The following is a 15,985-nucleotide window of genomic DNA, read 5'->3' as shown; positions in this document are numbered from 1 at the left end:
TAGTAAATGCACCAAGGATGATTAAAGCTTGCTAACGGATTTGGTAAACCTACAAGGATTGTTAAAATACAAACGCCTAGTATAGGCATGCTAAGCGTTTGTATTTTTTATCACTTTAAAGCTTAAAACTATCCCAAGGACCAGTAATAGCCAACGTTTTAGTTGGCATGTATACGTTTACAAACAAGGTTTGCCCGTCAGGTGAAAAACACGCCCCAGCAAGCTCTGTTTGCGCATGCAATTTAGCAAAGTTATACACCTCTCCTTTAGGTGTTACCCCGCGTAAATGGTTATTCACCGTATCTGTGTATTGATCCTCACATACAATTAAATGCCCGTTAGGTGCTACCGTTAAATTATCACCAAAGTTGTATAACGACTCGTTTGTACTTTCTACAAATAGTTGTATTTTACTAGGCTCATTTTGCTCTAACTCAGTGCCTTCGTTTTTTGAAGGTGTGTACTTCATTACCTGACCTAACTGCTTTTTGCCCCCATTAGTACAGCAAAAATAAAGCTCATTTTTACCCCAATGTATTCCCTCTCCTCGTGCAAATAAGGCTGCACCTTTTTTATAACCTTGCTTACGTAGGTCATCATTTGGGCTTTTAGGGTTTGTGAGCGTTATCCATTCAACTAAAAGGTCGCTGTGTAGTGGCATGGCCGGTGAATCCCAATTTCGGCTATCAAACTGAGGCTGGTTTTTAATTACCATCGCTTGCAATGTGCCGCCTTTATTTAACTTATCGCGATGATGAGGAATAAACCGATAAAACAAACTATCGCCTCTATCTTCAGTTAAATAAACAATACCAGTTTGTGGGTCTATTGCGGCGGCTTCATGATTAAAGCGGCCCATATCATATAATGGCTCTGGCTTAATTAAGCCTTTGGCGCTGGCTGGTATTTCAAAAATGTAGCCGTGAGATTGAGACAAGCCATCGCTTTTATCCATAACGGTTTCTTCGCAGGTTAGCCAACTGCCCCACGGCGTTACACCGCCTGAGCAGTTTCTTATTGTGCCACACAGCGATAAATACTCTTGCTCTCGTTTTTGCTCTTTTAAGTTATAAATTATATGGCTAGTGCCCCCAGGCAAAGCTACACCATTTTTAAATGAATCATAGGCTAAAGGGGTTTTGTGATTACTAATTAAATCAGATGCTTTATTAATGTGTTTAGGTTGTAACTCATGGTTACGTATAAGGGCTACGCGTTCGTTATCTAATGCAATACAACCCATGCCATCGGCACGGTCGGGTACGTCTAAACCATCATCCATTTTATCGCCAAGTGCCGATATAACCCGATAACTAAAGCCTTTAGGTAAATCTAATAAGGCCTGAGGGTCGGCTATTAATGGGCCATAAGCAGGTAACTTTGTTGTTACTTCAGGTAAAGCAACGTTACCCATTGCGCTGCGCGATAAGCCAATAAAGGCAAGCGAGCCTGCACTAAATAAAAACTCTCTTCTAGAAACCATTATTTTATTCCCGTGTTTTTTATTAAATCTATAGTAAAGGAAATAACTCGCTAGAAGTGCGGCGCTTTGCTAAATTCATAAAAATGTAATAATGTAACATTCCATCCGTACCAGATATCAGTTAATTCAACTTTAAATAATTGCCCTCACTGTTTAATAGTAGGATAGTAAGTTACTCAAATAACAACGGCTTAATTAGGAGTATCATGATCAAAGTATTACTAGCAACCAGCTTAATGGCCTCTTCATTCGCAGCTTTAAGTAATCCACTCACCGTTGAAGAACAACGCATCAGCAAAGCACAAACAGCTATGCCCACTGTGTTAAACGCCTTTAATAAAGAAGTAACCACCTTTGAGCAACAGTTTAAAGCGCTCAATAACTTTAAAGAGGCAAAGCAGCTCATTCAAACCTATAGTTTTGAGCTGTGGGAAAGCGCTAAGCAACGCATTATTAAAACTAACAATTACGACGACCGAGCACTTTACTGGGCGCGCTTGCTTTCAAGCAAAGTAATACGTACAACCGAAGCTAACGTTGAGCTATCTGACGCGCAAATTAATACGCTGCTAAGCATGCTTGAAGAGGGCAGCCGAGGCCGCACCGATTTAGCTTTTTCATCAGGCAGTGATAAAAAAATTATACTTACCGGATTTGACCCTTTTTTACTCGACAAAAATATCAACCAAAGTAACCCATCTGGGGTCGCCGCATTGTTACTCGACGGCCAAGTTATTAATTACAATGGCGTTAGCGCCGAAATTAACACGGTTATGGTACCAGTACGCTACGAAGACTTTGACCAAGGTATAATAGAATCACTCCTTGCCCCCTACTACGCACTTAACAACGTCGACATGGTTGTAACGGTTAGCATGGGCAGAACCGAGTTTGATTTAGAGCACTTTCCTGGTAAACGCCGCAGCGTAACCGCGCCAGATAACGCCAATATTGTCTACGGTGGTACGCAAACAAGCCCTGTTATTCCCAAGCTAAATGGCCGCCCACTACCTGGTAATGAGTTTGTAAAATTTAGCCTACCAGTAAGCGCCATGCAAAACGCCAAAGGCCCATATAAAGTAATCGACAACCGCGAAGTAACTACACTCGATAAAACCTTTAAAGCGGGCTCGTACGGCGCGCTTAAAAACAGTGTTGCAGTAAATGGCGGCGGGGGTGGTTATTTGTCTAACGAAATATCGTATCGTAGTATTCGACTGCGTGACGCGCTAAATTCGAGCATTCCTACTGGGCATATCCATACCCCGCGTATTCAACAATTTGAACCCGAAACAGAAGCCAACATAGTTAAACAAATTAAAGCAATGCTCACGCAAAGCTTAGTGGCATTATAATAAAGCTAAGTAATTAATATACATAAAAAAAGGGCAATATTAATTGCCCTTTTTTACTTTTTAAGCGTTAGCTCTTCGGGTAGTTAGATGGGAAAAACGCACGTTTGGCTTCTTCATCAAACTCTTTTTTAAAGGCGACATCGGTGCCAATTTTGCGTGCACGCGCAACCGCTGGGCGGCTATCAATGCTTTCAAACCAACGTTTTAAATTAGGGTATGGCGCTAGGCCTTCTTCACCAAGTACTACTGGCGCTTTATCAATCCAACCCCAAGCAGATACATCAGCAATAGTGTATTCATCACCCACTATAAAGTCGCGACCTTCAAGGTGTGCATCAAGCACTTCGTAATGGCGCTGCGCCTCACGCAAGTAGCGGTTAACGGCGTAATCAAGCCCTTCAGGCGCCATGTGTCTAAAGTGTACGCTTTGCCCCGAATACGGCCCAAGGCCAGATGCTATAAACATTAACCATGAAAGCATTTCGGCGCGATTCTCTGGCTTACCTGCTAACTTACCGTGTTTTTCACTTAGGTACATTAATATAGCGTTCGAATCAAACACACGAGTTTCACCATCAACAATGGCAGGTGCTTTTGCGTTAGGATTGATGGCTTTAAACTCAGATGTGTGTTGCTCACCTTTTAAGGTATCAAGTGGCACAAGTTCAAACGGCAGCCCTGTTTCTTCTAAAAACAAAGCAACCTTCATTGGGTTAGGTGTATGGTGAAAATAAAATTTGATCATAAAACGCTCCTAAAAGTAGTAGCTACAATTAAACCACAACTTGAGCAGTCGTTCAAAAAATAGTTAACTAAAGTACTTAACCAAACAGCTCACTTGTATTAACCCTGCACCAATATAAGCAAATATAAAGCGTGCTTCTTCTTGTGCCTGTTTAATAAATGCCACGGCAAAAGTAACTACAATAATAATTACACTTAATGCTAAGCCATATAAAAAAGAGCCACAAAAGTGAGGTAAAACAGCAAGTAAACACGCAATAATTACTGCGCCATAAAAAGCTACAAGCATACGAACGTTAAACAATATCCCAAGCAATGCAGTTATAAACGCAGACGCATATAAAATTACAACCTCCCTAGGCCACGCGTAACTTAGTGGATGTTTAAAATTAAAGTTTGTAGAGTTTAAACTAGTAACCGCAGACGAAGTCGCGTGTATAAGAATACTAACTAATAAAGCGCCGATAAAAAATGCAGCAAATGCCGAAACAGCACCGCCGCCTGTATACCCTGCCTTCTCTTTTTCTATCACTATAACAACAACACTCAATGCCGCACTGAGCTGAAACCATTGCCAGTAATCGTTACTAAAAAGGGGGATTGCTGCAAAGCCAATAACGGGAACTAATATTTTGGCTTCTTCGTTTTTGTGTAATAAATAAAAAGCCATAATAGCTATATAAAACAGTGCCGTTACATCGGGCATAAAATCTACTTCCTTTTAAATTTCAACACTATTTCTACATTTAGGGAATGCACTACAGCCAAAGAACGTATTTCCTATATTAGTACCTTTCTTTGCTTTACGTAGTATCATTTTCTCACCGCAACGTGAGCATATCTGAGTTTCTGAGCGTTCTTTTTTTGGCGCCTACTTATGTTCAATAATTGTTTTTACATGGCTTACATGTTGGCGATTTGTTTTAAAACTTGGCTTTAATTTTCCGCTTTCAATTGTATTTACTATATCGTTTTTAGTATTAGCACTAAGTACTCGCTCGGTTTTACTTTTAATGTACTCAATACTGCCGCGTGCAAACCTAACATTTTCAGGTAGTTTAGTTTTAAATGTGCTGTCGCCAATAAAAATAATAACCGAAAATAATGCGTTACTGTTTATACCTAAACACGACTCAAGTGTTTTTAAATGCTTGTAGTTTTGATGCAGGGGGTTTTGAAATTTTGATGAATGTTTAAAAATTTTTTGTGTCCACATTTTTTGATTTGCTGAACCAAAAATCCAACCTTTCATGTTTTTAGTTTCCACCACAAACACACCAAACTCAGACACAATAATATGATCAATTTGCGTAGTACCATTTTCGATGCCGTTTTCAAAAGTAGGCAGCGTCACATTTTTAATTAACGTGTAATCTGCCTTATTTAAAAACAGTTTAATTAGCACATTAACTTGCCACTCTCCTATCGCTCCTTTAAACCAAGGTGTTTTAAAAACCCCAATACAAATAAACAGCGGTATAAAATACCAAAGCGGGCCTAATAACGTGGCCAAAATCGTAGAAAAATCCATATTTAGTTAATCCTTTAAGCTATACAAATGGCATAATAGAGCCGCGAAATTTAACAAAAATAAACTAGCAGTACACGTAATAATGCACGTTCAATATTAAACACATTTAAGCATTGTTTTTAATACGCCCTTTCTAAGGCATGTTCATTAACATGTTCAATTAACTCAGGGAAAAATGCTAAAAATACCGCTTCTAATTCATGGTAGTTACGCGTTATATCCTCAGCAGCACCTGCAAAGTTATTAGTAAAACGAATGCGTTTGGCTATGTTATCAAGCGCAAGCCCTACCCCTTCTATCGTTTCGTATTCTTTAAACCAATCGTTTGTAGTCATGCTGGTTACAACGTGCTGCATGCGCGGTGGCATAACTGCTATGCGCTCATTTAAAAGTGCGTAGCTGCTGCGTTTAAAATCATATAAAGGGTGTTTATTAAATTGCTGCCAATGCCTAATTAAAAAGTGATCAAACAGCACGTCAATCGCTACGCCCGCAAAGCGCTTTCGCTCGGGCGAAAAGTACTGTTTAGTGGTTTTTACTAACGGGTGTGAGTCGGTAAATTTATCCACTAAGTAATGGTTTTCTAGTGCACTTTTAACGCTATTGGGCAGGTATTCTGCGTGCCTGCGTCCACCAAAATCACCTAATAAATTGCCAAAGTGTGAATCGGCAGTTGGTTGTGCAAAGTAAAGGTGAGCTAAATAATTCAACGTAATCCCAATGGGTTTAAACAAACTTAATTTTGCCAAATAGTAACGCACATTTAAGCGAAACTCACACGAGTGTTTAGCGCGCTCCCTGTGTAATTACCTAACACTTTAGTTTGAAAATTATACAAACACTCTGTAAAGCCGTTGCACTCAATTCAGCATTAAATATTTAAAATAGAATTATCAATCACTTAAAATTTAAAAATCGCTGGAATATATATTGCTACTTAGCGTATTTAGCACTCAAACATGTATAGCTCTTTTTATTAGCGAGCAGTTTAAAGGAGCATAAAACATAGGTTAAATCAGTTATGGATATAGCTATATTTTTTAAGTCGTTACTATTACTGGCCTTTTTTTTAACGCTAGGTAATTTAATTAAGTACACATTTTTAAGGGGCTTAATTGTGCCCTCATCGTTAATTGCTGGCGTATTAGCTCTTTTATTAGGGCCACAATTACTCGGTGAGCATATTAATTTTTCGCTCCAAGGCACTAATTTATGGATAGATGAAAAGGTCACAAGCATATGGAAGGAGTTACCTGGGTATTTAATTGTAGTGGTGTTTGCAGGTTTATTTTTAGGTAAAAAAATACCTACAATTAAACAATCGCTAAACCAAAGCCTACCCAATTTAAGCTTTGGCTACAGCATTGCCATAGGCCAATATGTGGTGGGTATGATCACGGCATTATTAGTACTTGCCCCTTTATTTGATACCAACGAAGTTGCCGGCGCACTCATTGCGGTGGGATTTCAGGGCGGGCATGGCACCGTAGCTGGCTTGCAATCCACTTTTGAAAGTATCGATTTTGCAAAAGGTATGGACTTGGGGTTAGGTATAGCAACAATAGGCCTTATAAGCGCCATCGTGTTAGGGACTATTATGTCTAATCGCACCGATGGGGGCGACCAAGAACTTGAAATTAGCCACGACGAAAAAGTAGAGGTAAAAGACCGCCCGTTTGGCCTGCACTTTGCTATTTTAGGCACGGTTGTTATTGTTGCTTGGCTTATTCTTAGTGGCTTACAAGTAGCCGAAAAAAGCCTTTTTGCCGATTCATCGGTAAAAATACTTGAGTACATGCCTTTATTCCCCATTGCGATGATGGTGGGTTTAGTGGTGCAAATAGTGCTTAATAAATCAGGCATGGGTAACTTAATTAGTCACTATCAAATAAATCTGCTTTCTAACCTCTCCCTCGATTTACTAATAATTGCCGCACTGGGTGCACTTAACTTATCGGTACTTGCTAAATATTGGCAAAGTATTTTAATTTTAGGCGCGGTGGGGGTTGCCTATAGCGCAGCTATTTACTTTTTCTTTGGTGGGTGGTTTTTCCCAAAAGATTGGAAAGTGAGAGGAATTGGCGAGCTTGGGCAATCTATGGGCACTACGGCGGTTGGACTGTTAATGCTAAAACAGGCTACCTCAAACCCAAGCGAGCATATTCGCCCCTTTAGTTACAAACAACCACTTTATGAGCCTGTGGTTGGCGGCGGTATTGTTACTGCCCTTGCACTTCCTGCCATTGCTAATTTTGGGCCGTGGGCATTTACTATTATTATGGCAGTTATATTAGCGTGTGTAGTGGGTGGTTTTGCCTTTTATAAACGCCGCAAACACAAAAGCGAGTAGCCTAATTGCGCTATAAAAAAGCCGCTACAACTTTTGTAGCGGCTTTTTTATGCATTGGTTTTTTACTTGTACCAGTAACTAATTACTCGACTTAACCCAATTTCCATTATCATTTTTACTGTAGCTATTTTTAACCGCAGACCAAGCTACTTTATGCGCTGTGGTTTCGCGGTCGTCGTCGTTTTTTCTATCGCTTGGGTCCTCGTAGGTATCCCACGCGCTATTAAACGCCTCTTGATATATCTCTTGGGCATGTTTAGGTAAGTTACTTTTTACCGACTCCGGTAACTCGCTTGTGTTTTGATAAGGCATAAATAATCTCCGTATTACTTAATTACGCCGCACGCAACACGTTTACCGCCGCCACCTAATTTCTTGGGTTCGTCGGCATAATTGTCGCCCCCTTTGTGGATCATCACTGCGTGTTGTTTAAGCTGCTCAAGCTTGAGCCTTGGCGCTAAAACAGGCGATTTAGCTTCGCCGCGCTCATTTACAAATAACGCAGGTAAATCGCCTAAGTGGCCATTACTCCACGGTTCATCGTGGTGTTTAGCGCTGTTAGGATCAAAGTGCCCACCAGCAGCACCGGCAGGTACAACTTTACCGTTTTTTTGCTTTGGCTCGCAGCTAGCATATTGATGAACATGAAAGCCATGCTGCCCAGGCGTTAAGCCTTTAAGCGCTGGGGTAAATACCACCCCGTGCTCATTTTCTGTCAGTGTAACGGTGCCAAGTAACTCACCTTGCCCCGACTTACTTACTGCATGCATATCAACATCTACATTCGCCAATGCGCTATTTTGTAGCATTGCAGCGGTAAATAATATGGCGCAAGCTGGTTTAAAAATACGTGTTACGCTTTTTTTAGCGGTTGAATCAAACTGTAAACAATTCATCGTGATCTCCTCATGTAGTATCAGGTTTGTAAATAACTCGACTGCTCAGTTATTAGGTACAATCTCTATACCAAGCTCACTGTAGACAAAAAATTTCACCTGCGCTAAACGTAACGCATTGATTAAAAATAAAATAAAAAAGGCTAGATAATTAACCACTACACATACTTAAAATTCACTGCGTGTTTTTGCTTAAGCGCTGTACAAAAACTAGTGCAAATTTACAAAAGAAATGACAACTTTACAGGCTTAACACGCCCACCCGCCTAATGCTAAGTACCGCTCAAAACGGGTAAAAAAACAGCTTAAACACTTAATAGTGCATTAACTAATACCGCGCTAAGCCAATAGCACAGCGCGTTTAATCAAAATACGCGCCAATGCACACGCTAAAATAAACCATGCTCACCACGCCTGCTGCGCTATCGGTATACTAATTGCTGAATATACTAGTGTTATTAAACGGGTTATAGATGACCCTATCGCTATTAAACAATCGAGGGAATTATGAGTAACAAGCAACTAATTAAAACACTAGGTATAGGCCTAGCCGCCGCATCAGCTGGCATGCTAACCAGAAAAAGTTTACAAAAATCGTGGGAAAAGGTAACCAACGAGCCCGCCCCAAAAGACAAGCCAAGCGAGCATACAGATCTTAAAGAAGCCGTTACATGGGCGGTGGTATCTGGCATTGGTGCAGGCGTGGCAAGAATGGCCGTACATTATGTGCTCGACAAACGTAAATCTAAGTAAGCCAATAGCTATTCAAGTACAACGTAAAAAAGCATAAAAAAGGTGAAACTAAGTTTCACCTTTTTTATTACTTTAAACTAATTAGCTTTACGCGGTAGACACACTACTCGCGCCTGCATTTTTAAGTATTTCTTCAATCGCGCTTTTGTTATCGCTGTCGTACTTAACACCAATTAATATAGAGCCTTTTTCAATGGCGTCTTCGTAAAATTTAACTTCGTGCTCAGGAATAAACGCCCCAATAGCAGCGCCTAAACTTCCGCCAACGGCAGCACCTGCACCGCCCGCTGCAAATGCAGCCACTAATGGGCCTGCTACTAATAAACCTGTACCACCGGTTGCCACGGTACCTACGGCAGTAAAACCGCCAACAATTGCAGCTATAATACCACCAGACGCTGCACCAACAATGCCGCCTTCAGCCGCTTTGGTTCCCTCGTCTAAGGCAAAGTCTTCCTTTGCGTATGAGTCATTGGCTACAATGCTTATATCAGCTTCATTAATACCTAATGCTTCTAATCTATAAATAGCCAGTGTTGCTTGTGATGCGCTTTCAAATAACCCAGTAATAACCGTGCTCATAATAACTCCTTTATTTATTTAAAAAATACAGCTATTACTAAGCAAAACCTAAACCACTTAAATTATTACTATTAATCAATGAGTTAAATAACAAACCTAAACTACTGCTTTCATTTACACAGTAAATATTGCTAACCGTTGTAAAAAACTCCTACCACATAAATAAATGCACTAACGCTAAGCGCTTTTATATAACGCGTTAAGAAACTCAATTACTTAGACCACGTAATTTCGGCTAATTGATTAGTAGCCGTTTGATGAATAATTAAGCCGTTATTGCCCATACGCATGTGCCTAATTAAGCCAGAGTAAACCCCTTCTTTACTCGGAATTTGCCAGCTTTGCATGGTTTGAGTTTTTAAATCAAACCTAACCAGTGTTTCGGGGCGCTTAGCTGACTCATTAAACCAAATAGCATTATCGGCATATTCAATGGCATACGGGTGGCTGTTTTCGCCGCTGGGGTTATCCCACTGCGTTATTTTACCGTTTTTGGGGTTATAGCGGCCAAGTTTACCCATGCCAGAGTTTACATAAAACACCATATCATCAGGCGTAATAGCAAGGCGCCTAGTATGTGTTTTAACACCTGGAAGTTTTATTTCGCTAAGCTCCATAGTGTTTTTATCAACTTTAACCAAACAGTTACTGCCATTACACGACACCCAAGGCGTCCCGCTAGAATCAAGCTTTATACCATAAGGCCGCGAGCCTTTAGTGGGTAAAGTAGCCAGCTTAATATCACCGCTTTTAGGGTTTAGCCTGCCAATCATGTTGCTGTGCTGCAGGGTAAACCAAAATATACCCGCATCATCAAACACGCCTGTATGCGGGTCACGGGCGTTTTTATCAGGCATTTTATACACTTTAAATTTTTCGGTTTTTAAATTTAAATACCCAACCGTGCCATTTTTATTACCTAAAAACCAAGGGGTTTGGTTTTTATCAAGCGATACACTGTGCGCATACGTACCACTTGGCAAGGTGTACTCTTTCATTTCACCGGTTTTAGGGTTTAACCTACCTAAAATATTGCCCCACTGGCCAACCCACCAAATAAGCCCGTTTTCACCTTGCACAGGGTCGCGAGCGCGTTGCCCAAGCGTAGGCACTTGCCAGTATTTAAAGCTTAGTTTTAAATCGCCTTTAACCACCGTTGACTCGCGCTTATTATTAACAGGGTAATGCTTGGCCAAATACGCGCTAATATCTTTACTAAGCGCAGTACCCTCGCCTGTATCTACCATATAACTTATAAGTGTTTGCCAATCCGCTTGGCTATAACCCGCACTGCGCTCAAGGTTGTTTAAACTATGGCAACTGGCACATAGCTGCTCGACTAATACCCCAGGCTCGTTACTGAATACAGGTAACGGCGCAGCTAAAGCCCCTAGCGCAACCGTTGCCACAACGTGTTTATTAAATAAAAATAGATTTTTACGCATAACGCCCTCCCTTTTTTAATATTAAAGCATAGGGCGAAAGTGTTTACTATATGAGCACTTTTAGCTTTTAGCTTTTAGCTTTTAGCTTTTAGCTTTTAGCTTTTAGCTTTTAGCTTTTAGCTTTTAGCTGAATAGTGTCGCTTTTATTTTAGGTGTGGGAATAGTAATTTAGGTACGTTTTCCTGCTTAAAAAACTAAAACAAACTCCCTCTACATGTAAAACCAAATAGTGCCCGCTTTCGGCCAACGCGCTAGCAAGCTAAGCGCCTACAATAAATAACATTGTATTTAACTTTAGCTGTGGCTATTACATTGGCTGGGTGTTGGGTTTCGCTTCGCTCAAACCAACCTACGGTTGTTGCATAGCTACAAGCTTGCGTATAATGCCCGCACTCTGGCTGTATCTATTAGCCGCTAATTTGGATTTTAATAATGAAAAAACTCTCTGCAGTGCAAGTAAAACAACAAGCACTTGTGCTTAACGTTGCCGATAAACTAGAAGCGCAAGGTCGCGAAGAAATCCCTGGTATGTTGCAGTGCTGGTTTGATGTGGAATATCACTTATTTCCAAGTTCACTACTGCTTTGTTTTCAGTTTGAAAACGAACAAGCTTTAGCAGCCGCAGAGCCTGATTTATTAAAATGGCAAAAGCGCTTAAGCGCCGCAATGCTTAAAAAAGGCGTGATTTTAAAAGATATGCGTAAACATTTAGTGTTTACTTTAAAAGGCCCTGATGACTAAAGAAGGGCTAGAGCAAAGCTTTGAAGCGCAATAGTATATAAAAATAAGTTTAAGGGCATAAAATAGAGCAATAATATTGCCCTTTTTAAATGGGGTTATAGAGGCAGGTTTTGCATTTTTCCTTAATCACAAAAGTAGAAGGGCCGCCCCCTACCGAATACTATAATTGTTCGTAATCGAATTAAGTTAAGCCTGAGATAAAATTTTCACTGAAACTTTTTTATCAACTGATTTGCATTATTTATATGTATTTGGCACTTTTCTGTAGTTAATAAACTTTCATCTAAAGATTTGCTTTTATCTGCATTTTCAAATGAATTAATAAAATCAACCTGCGCACTATAAAATCGATTACTTAAGTCAGAGTTTGACTCTAACTCAGAGCTTAAATAACTATTTAGCTCATTATGCAACTTACTATATTCTTTTATTTTTTCGAGAGTCGCCTTCTTATTTAAATTTTCACAAAGTATTAAGCCCGCAGAAGTTTTTCCAGCAAGATGAAAGTCAATACTTAGCGAAGCAATTAAAAAAACACTAAGCATCATTTAACACTCCTTTTTAAATATATAAAAATAAATTTTTATAAACTCTGATAATATAACCAGAAACATAACAAGCAATAAAAGCCACTAAAAAAAAGGAATATAGCTATCATTGGTAGTATAAAACTCAAACATAAGGCTATCCCATTATGAAAGTCAGTATGCAGTATGAGGTTAAATCTTGACTTCAGACATCAAACCATCTCGAAGCTCTTCCCACTGTAATTCAACCTTATTATTTTCAATAATTAATGCATTTAATCTATCAACAGCTTTTGATACAGCCGAATAATACCTAACATTAAAAACATTTGCTAATTAAAATCAAAGTGTCTAGACAAAGCTCCATAATAAGCGGAGCCCTCGACACCATCAGTTGTGTTAGTTGAATATGATATTGCAGTAAACCCAGCTGCTAATGAAGGAGTTAAAACTTGCATCATAATTATTCTCTTATATTTTTATTTAACTTTATCACTATTAAGATTTAGGTGTTCATCAACATCAATAACTTCAAAACCTTTATCCCAACGACAAATTGAAGTCCCCTCTAAGCTCATTTCTTCTCGATTACTAGAAAAGCTAAATAAAATGGCCTCATTATTAATATCAGCGTTAAGGCAACTTAATTTACTGTTAAATTCATTAATAGGGTTTTTTCCTATTAATGTCGCTCGCCAAATAATAAATTTTTTTCTATTAATAGTCGTGGTAATGTATTGATTAGTAAATATTTCTTTGAATGTTATGCTGGGTTCATCGGAACGAATCGTTTTTTCAGGAAATCTAAAACTACCATCGGGGTCTGTATAAACAAAATCTCTACGTGGCTTACCATCTGAGAAGCTAAGACTACGTAAAATCAATTGATTGCCAATTGGCTCACCGTTATTTTTTAAACACCCGAGTACTTCAGGAGATATATGTACTTTGTGCGCACCAAATTGATCAAAAAAGGGCTGGATTTTCCAGCTGAAGCTTTGAATTTTGTCAATGACTGACACAATAACCTCTTGAAATATGATTGTTTTGGGAGGAGTAATGTGTAATTTATTATAAAGATTACCCACAGTCCTTGTCGATATTAAAATATTTTATAGGGTATTAAATAATATGCAATTAATTTTCGCTACTCTAACTGCTGCTGATGTAGTCTTTTAAGCCTCTTAATTACTTTAATGCTAAATTTTAAATATTTACTTTTGAAAAAGAGTAATAAAATTAAGTACTATAAATAAAACAGAAAGTTCTAAGCCATTAAAAGAAAAACCATCTCTCTGCTCGGTAACAATACCTATTATATAAATAAGGGATGAAATTATAGCACTACAAGCTAACAGGCTATAAATCTTTAGAACCAAGCATTTACCAATTGATAAAAGTACACCAAACAATATACATATTCCAACAAAAAAACCTATTACCCGCTGACCTAGCTCATCTACTGCGCTGTAAGGCCATAACATTATTAATATAGTGAATGCTAATGATGAATAGCTAAAAACACTCGCAACAATCGCCGCAGCACAGATTGAGCTATGTTTTAAATTGGAAATTTGGTCACTTGCTGACAATGCTTCAACCTTCACTTTCTAGGCTCTCAAGGACACCAATTGCAATACCCTTAATTTACCCGTTATATGCAGTTCCTGTATAGTCAGGCTTGGGCTCTAATCTTGACTTCATACATCAAACTACCTCGAAGTTTTTCGAACTGTAAGTTGACCTTATCATCTTCAATTATTAACTTATTTAGCCTGCATACCGTTTGGGATATGGCTGAATAGTGTTGAATATTAAAAATAATTTCTAACACTTTTAAATTTTAAAACTGTGGCCAAAATTAGTTGATCACTACAGAAGTCCATTGTAACTAGATATGACGAAGGTACCTTATACACTCTTTCTCAGAAGAAGACGTCCAACCACTATCCAATACCTGAATAAGAAAGTTTTTTAGAGCTTTATTTAGTGATAAAGCTTGCTTAATAAGAGGATACCTACCTGTTCTAATCATTCCTACATAAGCTAGTGCAATATCATCAACATCAGTGAAATATTTATCATTCAATTCAAAAAAAACAGCCATTACCTTATCTAATTCATACGTACACTCAGTAATTAAAGCACTTGCCATTTTATTCTCATGAGTAGATAAGACATTAGTAAAGCGAGGTATAAAACTTCTTGCAAATTTTCCATCAGGACCTGCAAGCTCAATATATGCTTGATCAGATATAATAGAGCCTAAAACACCTCCAACTACAACACCTACAGCTACACCAATAGGCCCAAACCAGATACCAGCAGTCGCGCCCCCAGCAGCGCCCCCAGCGAAACCTCCCCCAATGTTGGTTGCTTCACGCCCTGCAGTTTTAATTTTATTATTAGAACTACTAATATTATAAACGGCGATGCATATAGAAAGTACCCATAAACTTCGTCCGGCTTTGCCTAAATTGCTTGCTTTGGCACTAACCTTAGGATTTGCCTTCCCTGCACTTTGAACTATCTTTTTATAAATTGATGAAGCTTCTGATTCGGTAAGCTCAGCGAAACTTTTACCGAACTGGCTTTTTGCATATTTATCTAATAACGTCTCTAAATTCAGACCTTTTGCCTTTAACTTAACTACTTTAGCTTTACCAATATCACTAGTTTTACTGCGAGAAACAGTCATTATTTCATTCCGCATCTCATTTGCAGCTACAGCTGCCTGTTTAGGCGTAATGACTCCAGCCTTATAAGCATTAACTAATTCCAAGGACATTTTTTTTGTCTGTTCCATATATAGTGCTCTTACTTTTGAGTCATTTATGAAACGACTACCAAAGTTAATCGCAGCTATTTCCATTTGCTTAATACTAATTTCTACATCTTTATCAGAAATAAACGAGTCCATGTTTGAAACCTTAATCTTTTATTGTTAAATAACTTGGTGATAATTTATTGGAGTAACGAACACCATTTGAAGGTATTATATGAGAGAAGTGTACTTTTTTTTTGTCTGCAATAATTAAATTATTTATCGATTCCCCCCAAAATTTAAATTCAATATTTTGATCATTTCTAATTATTAAATCTTTCAAAATCCCTGGCGAATATGGCTTCATCAGTTCAACACTTTCAATAACTTGACCTATTGAATCAACTAAAGTAATGTACAATGCCTCCTCGTATGGAGAATCATCTGAGGTAAAAAAAATATATGTGCAATTTTTTCTTCTAAAAATTCTTTCTACCTTTTCTCCATATAATACCTGTTGGTTTTTCAGGCTATCTAAGCGCACCTGTAATTTTTCTTTGGTTTTATTTTCTGAGAAAGCTGTAATTTCTTCCATAATTAAATCCGTTTAACATTAGATATTAATAATATTATATTTTTCTTTGAGTAATGTATACTTCTGAGCAAAGTTGTTAAGATAAATTAAAAACTGCTTTATAGGAAATATAGAGTTTTTCTGTATTTTTATCAAAAAAAGGCTTGGGGTCACCCATTAGAAAGTTCCGGTCAAGCAGGCAGCTGTGTTTTCTTAATCTTTTTATTCAAAAACCAAGTG

Annotated in this window: 17 protein-coding genes and 1 pseudogene; 4 read left to right on the top strand and 14 right to left on the bottom strand. The window is 38.5% G+C overall.

Annotated elements, in window-relative coordinates; translation table 11 throughout:
• Positions 1-115: 115 nt before the first annotated feature.
• Positions 116-1,483, bottom strand: a complete 1,368-nt coding sequence (locus B4F91_RS07085; RefSeq protein WP_286937799.1) for an alkaline phosphatase PhoX — start codon at positions 1,481-1,483, stop codon at positions 116-118.
• A gap of 206 nt (positions 1,484-1,689) precedes the next feature.
• Between B4F91_RS07085 and B4F91_RS07080 the strand changes: the two genes are divergently transcribed.
• Positions 1,690-2,838 (top strand): hypothetical protein, encoded by a 1,149-nt coding sequence (locus tag B4F91_RS07080; protein WP_286937800.1) that lies wholly within the window; start codon positions 1,690-1,692, stop codon positions 2,836-2,838.
• Between the two features lie 67 nt (positions 2,839-2,905).
• Here the strand turns inward: B4F91_RS07080 and B4F91_RS07075 are convergent, their stop codons facing one another.
• The 4 genes and pseudogenes from B4F91_RS07075 to B4F91_RS07060 form a co-directional block, all read right to left on the bottom strand.
• On the bottom strand, positions 2,906-3,583 hold the full coding sequence (locus B4F91_RS07075) for a glutathione S-transferase family protein (RefSeq protein ID WP_286937801.1): 678 nt from the start codon (positions 3,581-3,583) through the stop codon (positions 2,906-2,908).
• A 63-nt stretch (positions 3,584-3,646) separates the two neighbouring features.
• Complete coding sequence (locus B4F91_RS07070) at positions 3,647-4,288, bottom strand: hypothetical protein (protein WP_286937803.1); 642 nt, start codon at positions 4,286-4,288, stop codon at positions 3,647-3,649.
• Positions 4,289-4,303: 15 nt separating this feature from the next.
• A pseudogene (locus B4F91_RS07065) lies at positions 4,304-5,113 on the bottom strand (NERD domain-containing protein).
• A 119-nt stretch (positions 5,114-5,232) separates the two neighbouring features.
• Complete coding sequence (locus tag B4F91_RS07060; protein ID WP_286937804.1) at positions 5,233-5,823, bottom strand: ACP phosphodiesterase; 591 nt, start codon at positions 5,821-5,823, stop codon at positions 5,233-5,235.
• 311 nt (positions 5,824-6,134) lie between these two features.
• On the opposite strand from B4F91_RS07060, the gene B4F91_RS07055 reads away from it, so the two are divergent.
• Entirely contained in the window at positions 6,135-7,463 is a 1,329-nt protein-coding gene (locus B4F91_RS07055; protein ID WP_273609400.1) for a sodium/glutamate symporter, read from the top strand.
• A 78-nt stretch (positions 7,464-7,541) separates the two neighbouring features.
• Here B4F91_RS07055 and B4F91_RS07050 read toward each other — a convergent pair whose 3' ends face one another.
• Positions 7,542-7,775 carry a ChaB family protein gene (locus B4F91_RS07050; protein WP_096740150.1) on the bottom strand — a complete coding sequence of 78 codons (234 nt, stop codon included), beginning with the start codon at positions 7,773-7,775 and terminating at the stop codon, positions 7,542-7,544.
• A 14-nt stretch (positions 7,776-7,789) separates the two neighbouring features.
• Positions 7,790-8,359: a superoxide dismutase family protein gene (gene sodC, locus B4F91_RS07045; protein WP_096042283.1), complete on the bottom strand. Its 570-nt coding sequence runs from the start codon at positions 8,357-8,359 to the stop codon at positions 7,790-7,792.
• Positions 8,360-8,866: 507 nt separating this feature from the next.
• On the opposite strand from sodC, the gene B4F91_RS07040 reads away from it, so the two are divergent.
• The gene (locus B4F91_RS07040; protein WP_004587585.1) at positions 8,867-9,112 is read left to right on the top strand and encodes a DUF4235 domain-containing protein; all 246 of its coding nucleotides are present in this window, start codon (positions 8,867-8,869) and stop codon (positions 9,110-9,112) included.
• Positions 9,113-9,199: 87 nt separating this feature from the next.
• Here the strand turns inward: B4F91_RS07040 and B4F91_RS07035 are convergent, their stop codons facing one another.
• The gene (locus B4F91_RS07035) at positions 9,200-9,694 is read right to left on the bottom strand and encodes a hypothetical protein (RefSeq protein WP_004587586.1); all 495 of its coding nucleotides are present in this window, start codon (positions 9,692-9,694) and stop codon (positions 9,200-9,202) included.
• A 212-nt stretch (positions 9,695-9,906) separates the two neighbouring features.
• Positions 9,907-11,139 (bottom strand): virginiamycin B lyase family protein, encoded by a 1,233-nt coding sequence (locus B4F91_RS07030; RefSeq protein WP_286937806.1) that lies wholly within the window; start codon positions 11,137-11,139, stop codon positions 9,907-9,909.
• Positions 11,140-11,571: 432 nt separating this feature from the next.
• On the opposite strand from B4F91_RS07030, the gene B4F91_RS07025 reads away from it, so the two are divergent.
• Entirely contained in the window at positions 11,572-11,880 is a 309-nt protein-coding gene (locus tag B4F91_RS07025; protein WP_004587588.1) for a hypothetical protein, read from the top strand.
• 206 nt (positions 11,881-12,086) lie between these two features.
• Here the strand turns inward: B4F91_RS07025 and B4F91_RS07020 are convergent, their stop codons facing one another.
• From B4F91_RS07020 to B4F91_RS07000, 5 genes are all read right to left on the bottom strand, one after another.
• Positions 12,087-12,428: a hypothetical protein gene (locus B4F91_RS07020; protein ID WP_256851115.1), complete on the bottom strand. Its 342-nt coding sequence runs from the start codon at positions 12,426-12,428 to the stop codon at positions 12,087-12,089.
• Between the two features lie 458 nt (positions 12,429-12,886).
• Complete coding sequence (locus tag B4F91_RS07015; RefSeq protein ID WP_286937808.1) at positions 12,887-13,429, bottom strand: DUF6795 domain-containing protein; 543 nt, start codon at positions 13,427-13,429, stop codon at positions 12,887-12,889.
• A 192-nt stretch (positions 13,430-13,621) separates the two neighbouring features.
• Positions 13,622-13,999, bottom strand: a complete 378-nt coding sequence (locus tag B4F91_RS07010) for a hypothetical protein (RefSeq protein ID WP_131679650.1) — start codon at positions 13,997-13,999, stop codon at positions 13,622-13,624.
• A 299-nt stretch (positions 14,000-14,298) separates the two neighbouring features.
• A complete protein-coding gene (locus tag B4F91_RS07005; protein ID WP_024033274.1) occupies positions 14,299-15,327 on the bottom strand; it encodes a hypothetical protein in 1,029 nt (342 codons plus the stop codon).
• Between the two features lie 10 nt (positions 15,328-15,337).
• Positions 15,338-15,766, bottom strand: coding sequence for a hypothetical protein (locus B4F91_RS07000; RefSeq protein ID WP_286937810.1), 429 nt, complete (start codon positions 15,764-15,766; stop codon positions 15,338-15,340).
• Positions 15,767-15,985 lie beyond the last annotated feature (219 nt).

Source organism: Pseudoalteromonas sp. UBA6610, from assembly GCF_002433295.1.
Taxonomy (GTDB): domain Bacteria; phylum Pseudomonadota; class Gammaproteobacteria; order Enterobacterales; family Alteromonadaceae; genus Pseudoalteromonas; species Pseudoalteromonas atlantica.
The sequence above is the reverse complement of the archived record's forward strand: the minus strand, read 5'-3'. Positions and strand labels throughout refer to the sequence as shown.

What these genes read in the sequence shown, in the direction of transcription:
- B4F91_RS07085 (WP_286937799.1), bottom strand. Translation starts at nt 1,483, where the DNA reads ATGGTTTCTAGAAGAGAGTTTTTATTTAGTGCAGGCTCGCTTGCCTTT.
- B4F91_RS07080 (WP_286937800.1), top strand. Translation starts at nt 1,690, where the DNA reads ATGATCAAAGTATTACTAGCAACCAGCTTAATGGCCTCTTCATTCGCA.
- B4F91_RS07075 (WP_286937801.1), bottom strand. Translation starts at nt 3,583, where the DNA reads ATGATCAAATTTTATTTTCACCATACACCTAACCCAATGAAGGTTGCT.
- B4F91_RS07070 (WP_286937803.1), bottom strand. Translation starts at nt 4,288, where the DNA reads ATGCCCGATGTAACGGCACTGTTTTATATAGCTATTATGGCTTTTTAT.
- B4F91_RS07055 (WP_273609400.1), top strand. Translation starts at nt 6,135, where the DNA reads ATGGATATAGCTATATTTTTTAAGTCGTTACTATTACTGGCCTTTTTT.
- B4F91_RS07050 (WP_096740150.1), bottom strand. Translation starts at nt 7,775, where the DNA reads ATGCCTTATCAAAACACAAGCGAGTTACCGGAGTCGGTAAAAAGTAAC.
- sodC (WP_096042283.1), bottom strand. Translation starts at nt 8,359, where the DNA reads ATGAATTGTTTACAGTTTGATTCAACCGCTAAAAAAAGCGTAACACGT.
- B4F91_RS07040 (WP_004587585.1), top strand. Translation starts at nt 8,867, where the DNA reads ATGAGTAACAAGCAACTAATTAAAACACTAGGTATAGGCCTAGCCGCC.
- B4F91_RS07035 (WP_004587586.1), bottom strand. Translation starts at nt 9,694, where the DNA reads ATGAGCACGGTTATTACTGGGTTATTTGAAAGCGCATCACAAGCAACA.
- B4F91_RS07030 (WP_286937806.1), bottom strand. Translation starts at nt 11,139, where the DNA reads ATGCGTAAAAATCTATTTTTATTTAATAAACACGTTGTGGCAACGGTT.
- B4F91_RS07025 (WP_004587588.1), top strand. Translation starts at nt 11,572, where the DNA reads ATGAAAAAACTCTCTGCAGTGCAAGTAAAACAACAAGCACTTGTGCTT.
- B4F91_RS07020 (WP_256851115.1), bottom strand. Translation starts at nt 12,428, where the DNA reads ATGATGCTTAGTGTTTTTTTAATTGCTTCGCTAAGTATTGACTTTCAT.
- B4F91_RS07005 (WP_024033274.1), bottom strand. Translation starts at nt 15,327, where the DNA reads ATGGACTCGTTTATTTCTGATAAAGATGTAGAAATTAGTATTAAGCAA.
- B4F91_RS07000 (WP_286937810.1), bottom strand. Translation starts at nt 15,766, where the DNA reads ATGGAAGAAATTACAGCTTTCTCAGAAAATAAAACCAAAGAAAAATTA.